Origin of the sequence: Streptomyces graminilatus, assembly GCF_001418565.1 — a bacterium.
Taxonomy (GTDB): domain Bacteria; phylum Actinomycetota; class Actinomycetes; order Streptomycetales; family Streptomycetaceae; genus Streptomyces; species Streptomyces graminilatus.
This window is the reverse complement of sequence record NZ_LIQQ01000517.1, coordinates 1-6,063: the sequence shown is the minus strand read 5'-3', so window position 1 is coordinate 6,063 and position 6,063 is coordinate 1. Positions and strand designations below refer to the sequence as shown.

The window sequence follows — 6,063 nt, the reverse complement described above, 5'->3', positions numbered from 1 at the left end:
CGGCGCCAGCCCCAGCTCCTCCCGGATCGCCCGCTCCTTCGCCCCCGGCCCGGCGAACCCCCGCCGCTCCAGCGCGAGAATGTCCTGTTCCCGACGCTCGAGCGGCCGCTTCCCGCCCCTGCCGGTACCCGCGTCGCCGCCCGTGCCCGCGTCCTCACTCATGCGCCGAACCTACTACTCCACGGCTTCGCGCTTCCGCGGCTTCGCGCTTCCGCGGCTTCCTGCTCCGCGGACGCCTCCTCGCTCTCCACCGAGTTCGCCTGGCCCGCGCTGACCTGCGCCCATGACGTCTTGCATAAATATGTTCATCGGTACGTCTATTTTCCTGCCCTAAAGGTCTACACCGCGCAAGTGGACTAGACCTCTTACGGTCCACGGGCCACACTGTCCCCGTGAGACATGTCATCGCCCTCGACGTGGGCGGCACCGCGATGAAGGCCGCCCTGATCGGGCCGGACGGCGCCCTGCTCCACCAGGCGCGCCGGGCGACCGACCGCGAGCGCGGCCCCGATGCCGTGGTCGAGGCGATCCTCGGCTTCGCCGCCGACCTGCGGACCCACGGCATCGGCCACCTCGGCGAGGGCGCCACCGCCGCCGGGGTCTCCGTCCCCGGCATCGTCGACTCCGAGCGCGGCCTCGCGGTCTACGCGGCGAACCTCGGCTGGCGTGACGTACCGCTGCGCGAGCTGCTCACCGAACGGCTCGGCATGCCGGTCGCCCTCGGCCACGACGTCCGCACGGGCGGGCTCGCGGAGGGGCGCATCGGGGCCGGGCAGGGAACCGACCGTTTCCTCTTCGTCGCCCTCGGCACCGGGATCGCGGGCGCGATCGGCATCGACGGCCGGGTGGAGGCGGGCGCGCACGGCTTCGCGGGCGAGGTCGGCCACATCGTCGTACGGCCCGGCGGGATCCCGTGCCCGTGCGGGCAGCGCGGCTGTCTGGAGCGGTACGCGTCGGCGTCGGCGGTGAGCGAGGCATGGGCCACGGCCTCCGGCATCCCGGGCGCGGACGCGGCGGACTGCGCCCGGGCGGTCGACGCCGGCGACCCGCGAGCCCGCCAGGTCTGGCAGCACGCGATCGACGCGCTGGCCGACGGCCTGGTGACCGCCCTCACCCTTCTGGACCCCCGCACCCTGATCATCGGCGGCGGCCTGGCGGAGGCGGGCGACACATTGCTCACCCCCCTGCGCACAGCCGTACAGGAACGGCTCACCTTCCAGAAGCTCCCGGCCATCACCCCCGCAGCCCTGGGCGACACGGCAGGCTGCCTGGGCGCGGGCCTGCTCGCCTGGGATCTCCTCACCATGACCGACCTGACGGAGGCAACGCCCTGATGACAACCCACCCAGGGACGCGGGGCTGTGCCGAATTCGCAGCTACCGCCGCGCGAGCACGACAAACCCCCACCGGCCCCCACGACCGACTCACCCGAGCCCTCCCGACCCTGACCAACCTCACGGAGGCAACGCCCTGATGACAACCCACCCAGGGGCGCGGGGAACTGCGCGACCAGCCCCCACCGGCCCGCACCCAACCCACAACCTGGTGTTCAGAGGCGCCCGAGCAGTACTCCCCGAAGGCATCACCACCACCGGTCAACTGGCCGTAGCGGGAACCAAGTTCACCGCACACCCGCACCCGGACGCCCAGGAGATCGACGTACGGGGCCACTGGCTGATCCCCGGTTTCGTGGACCTCCACAACCACGGCGGCGGCGGAGCCTCCTTCACCTCCGGCACCGCCGAGGACATCCTCAAGGGCATCCACACCCACCGGACCCACGGCACCACCACCCTCGTGGCCAGCACGGTCACCGGCGACATGGCCACCCTCACCGCCCAGGCCGGCCTCCTCTCCGAGCTCGCCGAGCAGGGCGACATCGCCGGCGTCCACTTCGAGGGCCCCTTCATCTCCCCGTGCCGCAAAGGCGCCCACTCCGAGGCGCTGCTGCGCGACCCGGACCCGGCGGACGTACGCAAGCTGATCGACGCGGCGCGCGGCCAGGCCAGGATGGTCACCCTCGCCACCGAACTCCCCGGCGGCCTCGACTCCGTACGGCTGCTCGTCGAGCACGGCGTCCTCGCGGCGATCGGGCACACGGACGCGACGTACGAGCAGACGGTGGAGGCCATCGACGCGGGCGCCACCGTCGCCACGCACCTCTTCAACGCGATGCCGGCCATCGGCCACCGCACCCCGGGCCCGATCACGGCCCTCTTGGAGGACGAACGGGTCACCGTCGAACTCATCAACGACGGCGTCCACCTCCACCCCGCGGCCCTCCGGCTCGCGTTCCGTCACGCGGGCGCGGACCGCGTGGCGTTCATCACCGACGCGATGGACGCGGCCGGCTTCGGCGACGGCCGCTATCTGCTCGGCCCGCTGGAGGTCGAGGTCAGCGAGGGCGTGGCGCGGCTGGTGGAGGGCGGCTCGATCGCGGGCTCGACGCTGACCCTGGACCGGGCCTTCCGGCGGGCGGTCACCGTCGACCGGCTCCCGGTCACGGACGCGGTCGCCGCTCTGTCAGCCACCCCGGCCCGCCTGCTGGGTATTTACGACCGGGTGGGCTCCCTGGAACCGGGCAAGGACGCGGACCTGGTTCTGCTCGACGCGGACTTCATGGTCAAGGGAGTGATGCGCAAGGGAAGTTGGGTGGTCGAACCCCAACTCCCCTGAACGGAAGGAGCGGAGAAGCCGGCCGGCCGGTCGACGGACCGGCCGGCGGACCGGAGAAACCCAATCCCCAGGTCAAATCACGTCACGTCACGTCACGTGACATCACGTCAGGTCAGGTCAGCTGTCGACCCAGCCCTTGACCAGCCACAGTTGATCGATGTTCGCGTCGCACTGATTGCCCTGCTCGCAGGAGATCTTGATGACGTTCGTCCCCTTGTTGAGCTCGACGTAGTTGTAGGTCTCCGTCCAGCCCTTCGCGTAGTCGCCCTCGGCGGCCCGCGCGTGGTTCTTCAGCCTGACCTCGCTCGTGGAGGCCGCGCCGTTGACGCTGAGCGTGGCGGTGGCGTCCTTGCCCGGTACGCCGTATCCGACGTAGAGCGAGTACTTGCCGTCCGCCGGAATACCGCTCACGTTCCACGTGACCGACGCGCCCACGTTGTTGAAGTTGCCCACGTAGACACCGCCGGCGGCCTTCGCGCCCGCGACGTCCGAGGCGGCGGCGGCACCGCCGCCGAGCAGCAGCGTCTTCGCGTCGGCGGCCGGAAGTTCGCCCGTCGAGGGCGCCGAGGTGGTGGGCGACGGGGACGGCTTGGCACTCTGCCCGGTCGTCGGGGTGGTGCTGGGAGCGCCGCCGTTCGCCTCCTTGTCGCCGTCGCCGCCCATCATGGCCACACCGATACCGATGACGACCGCGGCGACCACCGCGATGGCACCGATCAGCAGCCCCTTGGTGTTGGGGCCGGAGCCCCGCCCGCCTCTGCCGCCACCATTGCCGTACCCGTGCTGCTGCGGGGCCGCGGGGCCGCCACCGAAGGCCTCGGGCGCCTGGTAGTGCGCGTTCGGGCTGCCGTACGCCCCCTGCGCCCCCTGCTGCTGCGGGATCGCCTGGCCGTACTGTGCGGTCGGCGCGGTCTGGCCGTACGCCTGCTGCTGGCCCGGCCCGGGAGTCTGGACCGAGCCCGCCGGCTGGCTGTACTGGCGCTCACCGACCGGCCGCACCCTGCCGACCGAGTTCGGGTAGCCGTAGCCGCTGCTCGGCGGCTGGGCTCCGTTGGCCCGCCCGTCTTCGTACAGGTAGCCGAACGGGTCGTCGTCCTCGGGCGTGCTCGCGCCGTTGTTGCCGGGCGTCATCCCTTGGTCTCCTCAACAGGTACGGGGTGGGACTACTGCGGGTGGGACTGGTGCGGTGCGGACCATTGCGGAGTGAGACCGCGAGATGTTGCGGGGCCCCGGGAAACATGCAATGGGAATAGCGAGCCTACCCGCTTCCACTGCCCCAAACGGGTGACTCCGGCAGCACGGAACCGCTACAAGATCGCTACAGGGCCACTGATCTGGTGATTCTGCTGATTCTGCTGATCATCCCGCACGACGGTGCTGTTTTGGCCGAGATCGCTTCTCGATGTACATCCGCTCGTCGGCCGATTTCAGCACTTCGTCCGCGGTCATCCCGCAGTGTGCCCACCCGATGCCGAAGCTCGCGCCGACCCGCATCGCGCGGCCGTCGACCCGGATCGGCTGGATGATCTCGTTGCGCAGGCGTACGGCGAGGTCCTGGGCGTCGGCGCGGCCGAGGCCGTCGGCGAGGACGACGAACTCGTCGCCGCCGAGCCGGGCCACCGTGTCACCGTCGCGCACGGCGCCGCTGAGCCGCCGGGCAACCTCGATCAGCACCGCGTCTCCGGCGTTGTGCCCGAAGCGGTCGTTTATCGACTTGAAGCCGTCGAGGTCGCAGAAGAGGACCGCCATCCCCTTCGTCCCGTCGTCCTGCTCACCCTCGGGGGCGATGGCGTGGACGTGGTGGTCGTACACCCCGTACGCCTCGGGAACGGCCCGGAAGTCGAACCCGTGACCCTCGCCATGTCCGTGACCGTGACCATGACCATGACTGTGGCTGTGGCCGTTCACGTCGTACGGCTGGATTCCGCCGTCCGTCCCGGGCGCCGCCGACGGCTCGGGCACCGTCGTGTACTGGTCGTGCGTGCCGTACGAGTCCAACTGGCCGTGTCCGTAGGCCGCGTCGACCGACTCGGCCGACTCGACCACGCTCGGCTCCGCCGTCTGCGGGCGCTGGCAGAGGCGGGAGCTGAGCCGGGTGCGCAGTTCGGCGGAGTTGGGCAGGCCGGTGAGGGAGTCGTGGGAGGCGCGGTGGGCGAGCTGGAGCTCGCGGCGCTTGCGCTCCTCGATGTCCTCGACATGGGTGAGCAGGAAGCGGGGGCCGTCGGTGGCGTCCGCGACGACGGAGTTGCGCAGCGACACCCATAGATACGAGCCGTCCCGGCGGCAGAGCCGGAGCTCGGTGCGCCCGCCCTCGGCGGAGGTGCGCAGCAGGGTGCCGATGTCCTCGGGGTGCACGAGGTCGGAGAAGGAGTAGCGGCGCATCGCGGAGGCGGGGCGGCCCAGCAGCCGGCAGAGGGCGTCGTTGGTCCGGAGTATTCGCCCGTGCTGGTCGCCGCCCATCTCGGCGATGGCCATGCCGGAGGGCGCGTACTCGAACGCCTGCCGGAAGCTTTCCTCGCTCGCGCGAAGCGCCTGCTGCTCGCGTTCGAGTCTGACCAGTGCCCGCTGCATGTTCGCGCGCAGACGGGCGTTACTGATCGCGATCGCGGCCTGGAACGCGTACATCTGGAGCGCTTCCTTGCCCCACGCGCCCGGCCGGCGGCCGTTGCGCGGCCGGTCCACGGACAGTACGCCGATCAGCTCGCCGCAGGTGCCGCCGGGCACGCCCGGGGTGTACATGGGCGCGAAGAGCCGGTCGGAGGGGTGCCACTCGTCCTCGAAGCGCGGGGCGGGGCCGTCGGTGTACCACTGCGGGACGTCGTCGTCGTCGAGGACCCAGCCCTCGCTGTGCGGGATGAAGACCAGGTCGCCCCAGGTCTCGCCCATCGCGAGCCGGCGTTCCCAGGAGTCGCGGGAGCCGACCCGGCCGGTGATGAGGGCCTCGGCGGCGGAGTTCCCGGCGAAGGCGGCGACGACGAGATCGCCGTCGGGGCGGACGAGGTTGACGCACGCCAACTCGTAACCGAGGCCGTTGACGACGCCGTCGGCGACGGTCTGGAGGGTGTCCGCCAGACTGCGCGCGGTGTTCATGTCCGCCATGACCTGGTGCAGTTGCCGCAAGGTCGCGAGACGGACGTACGGCTCCTGGTCGGTCTCCATTCGCCCTCCTTCCGCCTATCCCACCTTCCCCGCCACTGAATCACAGCGCGCTGCCCACTCGGTACACAGGGTCAACAAAAAAGGTCACCTGTGACTCAAGTCACAACGAAAGATGAGCAATTGAGTGGAGTTTCCGAGTTCTCCCTGTGCGTTTACCGCACGCAAACTTTGTATCCGCGCGCAAACTTTGTATCCGCGCGCAAGCTTTGTATCCGCGCGGATACAAAG

The 6,063-nt window shown here is 70.6% G+C and carries 5 protein-coding genes; 2 read left to right on the top strand and 3 right to left on the bottom strand.

Annotation, left to right across the window (positions count from 1 at the left end; genetic code table 11):
• A partial coding sequence (locus tag AOK08_RS44010; RefSeq protein WP_157876922.1) for a DUF3263 domain-containing protein occupies nt 1-162 on the bottom strand: 162 nt, incomplete at its 3' end.
• 230 nt (nt 163-392) lie between these two features.
• Between AOK08_RS44010 and AOK08_RS34755 the strand changes: the two genes are divergently transcribed.
• Complete coding sequence (locus tag AOK08_RS34755; protein WP_055533448.1) at nt 393-1,334, top strand: ROK family protein; 942 nt, start codon at nt 393-395, stop codon at nt 1,332-1,334.
• A gap of 211 nt (nt 1,335-1,545) precedes the next feature.
• On the top strand, nt 1,546-2,676 hold the full coding sequence (gene nagA, locus AOK08_RS34750; RefSeq protein WP_055533446.1) for an N-acetylglucosamine-6-phosphate deacetylase: 1,131 nt from the start codon (nt 1,546-1,548) through the stop codon (nt 2,674-2,676).
• Between the two features lie 117 nt (nt 2,677-2,793).
• Here nagA and AOK08_RS34745 read toward each other — a convergent pair whose 3' ends face one another.
• Together AOK08_RS34745 and cdgB are read right to left on the bottom strand one after the other, a co-directional pair.
• The gene (locus tag AOK08_RS34745) at nt 2,794-3,807 is read right to left on the bottom strand and encodes a CBM35 domain-containing protein (protein WP_055533442.1); all 1,014 of its coding nucleotides are present in this window, start codon (nt 3,805-3,807) and stop codon (nt 2,794-2,796) included.
• A gap of 228 nt (nt 3,808-4,035) precedes the next feature.
• Nucleotides 4,036-5,835 carry a diguanylate cyclase CdgB gene (gene cdgB, locus AOK08_RS34740; protein WP_055533440.1) on the bottom strand — a complete coding sequence of 600 codons (1,800 nt, stop codon included), beginning with the start codon at nt 5,833-5,835 and terminating at the stop codon, nt 4,036-4,038.
• Between the last annotated feature and the right edge of the window lie 228 nt (nt 5,836-6,063).

Excerpts from the sequence above, each read along its gene's own strand:
- AOK08_RS34745 (WP_055533442.1), bottom strand. The coding sequence starts at position 3,807 with ATGACGCCCGGCAACAACGGCGCGAGCACGCCCGAGGACGACGACCCG.
- cdgB (WP_055533440.1), bottom strand. The coding sequence starts at position 5,835 with ATGGAGACCGACCAGGAGCCGTACGTCCGTCTCGCGACCTTGCGGCAA.